Here is a 2405-nt window from a genome sequence, read left to right as displayed (position 1 = left end):
TCTCGCAGCCGGAAACCGCTGGACCGGCGCCGCCGCTCCCGCATTTGCCGAGGTCGAAGCGCTCCGCGCGGCGGGCGTCGACGCACACTACGCGTACGTCGGCGGCTACAAGCTCGAGACGAAGCTGAAGGACGTTCCGTTCGCGCATCCGCTCATCGAAAAAGCGCAGAATCCGGTCGCCGCGCGGCGGACGGTGAGAGCGCTGGAATCGCTCGGATCGTTTGACATCGTCCACGCCCACCTCACGTACGACCACGTCCTCGGCGCCATGCTCGCGCGCCGGATCAAAGCGCGGCTGGCGCGGACGTACCACTCCGAGCGCGTCCTTCGCCGCGATCCGTTCTCGCTCCTCCTCCAGCGCCGGACGCCGCTGCGCTTCGTGATCAACGAGACGTTCTCCGTTCCCGGCGCTACGTTCACGCCGCCGCCCGTCGATCATCGTGAGTTCACGCCGAACGGCGACAACGTCCGCGCGCGCTACGGGATCGATCCACACGTGCCGGTCGCCGTGTCGATCGGGAAGCTGACGCACGACCGCGGCTTCGAGCTCGCACTGCAATCGTTTGCGGTCGTTCGGCGGACATTGCCGGACGCCCGGATGATCGTCATCGGCCACGGCCCGCACCAGAACACGCTGCAGGTCCTCGCGCATGCGCTCGGCCTCGACGCCGTCTTCGCCGGCTATCACGAGGACGATCTCGCCGAGCACTACCGCGCCGCCGACGCGCTGCTCTTCGCCGCGCGCGGCTCGGACGAAGGGCACCGCGCCATCCTCGAAGCGATGGCCTGCGGCGTCGTCCCGGTCAGTGCGCCGATTGCCGGCGTCGAGGCGCTCGTCCGCGGCCTCGACACGCCGCTGATCGCGGCTGTTTCATCGCCCGAGGCAATCGCCATGCGCCTGACTCCGATCCTTGCGGCCCGCGGGATTTTGAGCAAAGCCGCCGTCGGGCAATCGCGGCAGTTCGGCTACGAGCGCGCGGCCGAGCGGCTCATGCGGGCGTACGAAGCACGGCCCGGAGAGGGCTAGCGTCGCCGCCGACGATCCGGAGCGGCAACGCGATCAGCTCGTAGTCGCCTTCGTCCACGCCTTCGAGCACCAGTCCCTCGAGATTCGCCATGTTGTGGTTCCCGAGGGCGTGGTGTGCTTCGAGCGGTTTGGAGTCGAACGGGTCGACCGACGGCGTGTCGATGCCGACGAGGATCACGCCGCGTTCGTGGAGTGTCTCGACGAGCTCCGGCGATAGCGACGCGAAGTCATCGTTCCAGTTGCGCGGATCGGGAAACGTGCCGGTGCGGAAGAGGACACGCGGCGCGGCAATGCGCTTCCCTTCAATGTGGCGCGGCAATATCCGCTCGCCGCGCGCCACTTCGACGTGCACAACGGTGCAGGGGCCGAGGTAGTAGTCGAGGGAGCGGGAGGCGATGTCTTCGCCATCGGGAACGTAGTGGCTCGCCGCGTCGGTGTGCGCGCCGACGTGGAGCGTGGTCCGGATATCCGACAGCGTCAGGTTCGCGCCGGCGCTCATCTCGGCATTGAACGTCTGCGCGAACGGCGTGTCGCCCGGCCAGACCGCGATCGTGGCGTCGATCGGAGGCGAGATGTCAATCAGCGCCACTCGTAATGCTCTTCGACGTGCATCATGCCGTTCGGGAGCTTCACGTCGAGCACACGCGAGCGCGGCATGTCTCCCCTGCCGACGCGCAGCTCGCCCGTTCCCGAGTCCTGACCGTCGACGACGATGTGGTACGTGAACTTCTTGTTCTGCGCGTCCCACGCGAGGTTCGTCATCTTGAGCGACTGATCGATCCCCCCTTCGGCGTTGTCGATCGTCTTCGCGCCGGCGGCGAGCGTCGCGAGGTCGTGCGTGATGCCGAGGCGGACGACGCCGATCGAGAGCGCGTGGCTGACCTCCGACGGCGACCCGCTCGCCTCCCAGCGGATGTGCGCCGGCTGTCCGCGCATGAAGCCGTCGGCGTCGATCGAGGCGAAGTTGTGCGGGAGGACGTTCATCGTGCCCGTGAAGCGCGACTCGACCGCGCCGGTCGTCGTGGTGTTGAACGCCATCGACCATTGCGAGGACTTGTCGAGACGCTGCTCGACGGCGGCGATCCGTTGTTCCGGCGTCGCGGACGGCGTCGAGGCGCAGGCGGCTGCGAAGAGTGCGAGGAAGACCAACAGCTTTTTCATTTCGAGGCGATCACTTTCAATTCAACGGCGATGGGCGTCGGCAGCGAGTCGACGCCGACGGTCGTGCGCGTCGGCTGCACGTCCGCGAAGAACTCGCCGTAGACCTTGTTGAAGCGCTGAAAATCGCGTTCCATGTCGGTGAGGTAGACGGTCACATCCAGGACCTTGTCGAGCGACGAGCCGGCCTCCTCGAGAATGGCGCGGATGTTCTCGATGC

General features: G+C 67.1%; 4 protein-coding genes. 1 reads left to right on the top strand and 3 read right to left on the bottom strand.

The window, feature by feature from the left end:
• A partial coding sequence (locus VGQ44_05540; protein ID HEV8446258.1) for a glycosyltransferase family 4 protein occupies positions 1-1027 on the top strand: 1027 nt, incomplete at its 5' end.
• Here the strand turns inward: VGQ44_05540 and kynB are convergent.
• The 3 genes from kynB to VGQ44_05525 form a co-directional block, all read right to left on the bottom strand.
• Entirely contained in the window at positions 990-1616 is a 627-nt protein-coding gene (gene kynB, locus VGQ44_05535; protein HEV8446257.1) for an arylformamidase, read from the bottom strand. The two genes, VGQ44_05540 and kynB, sit on opposite strands and share 38 nt — an antisense overlap.
• Positions 1607-2188 (bottom strand): hypothetical protein, encoded by a 582-nt coding sequence (locus VGQ44_05530; protein HEV8446256.1) that lies wholly within the window; start codon positions 2186-2188, stop codon positions 1607-1609. Before VGQ44_05530 ends, kynB begins: the two co-directional genes overlap by 10 nt.
• On the bottom strand, positions 2185-2405 hold a 221-nt coding region (locus tag VGQ44_05525; GenBank protein ID HEV8446255.1), incomplete at its 5' end, for a RidA family protein. The genes VGQ44_05530 and VGQ44_05525, both read right to left, overlap by 4 nt.

Source organism: Gemmatimonadaceae bacterium (genome assembly GCA_036003045.1).
Classification (GTDB): Bacteria; Gemmatimonadota; Gemmatimonadetes; order Gemmatimonadales; family Gemmatimonadaceae; genus JAQBQB01.
This window is presented reverse-complemented; position numbering and strand designations above follow the sequence as displayed.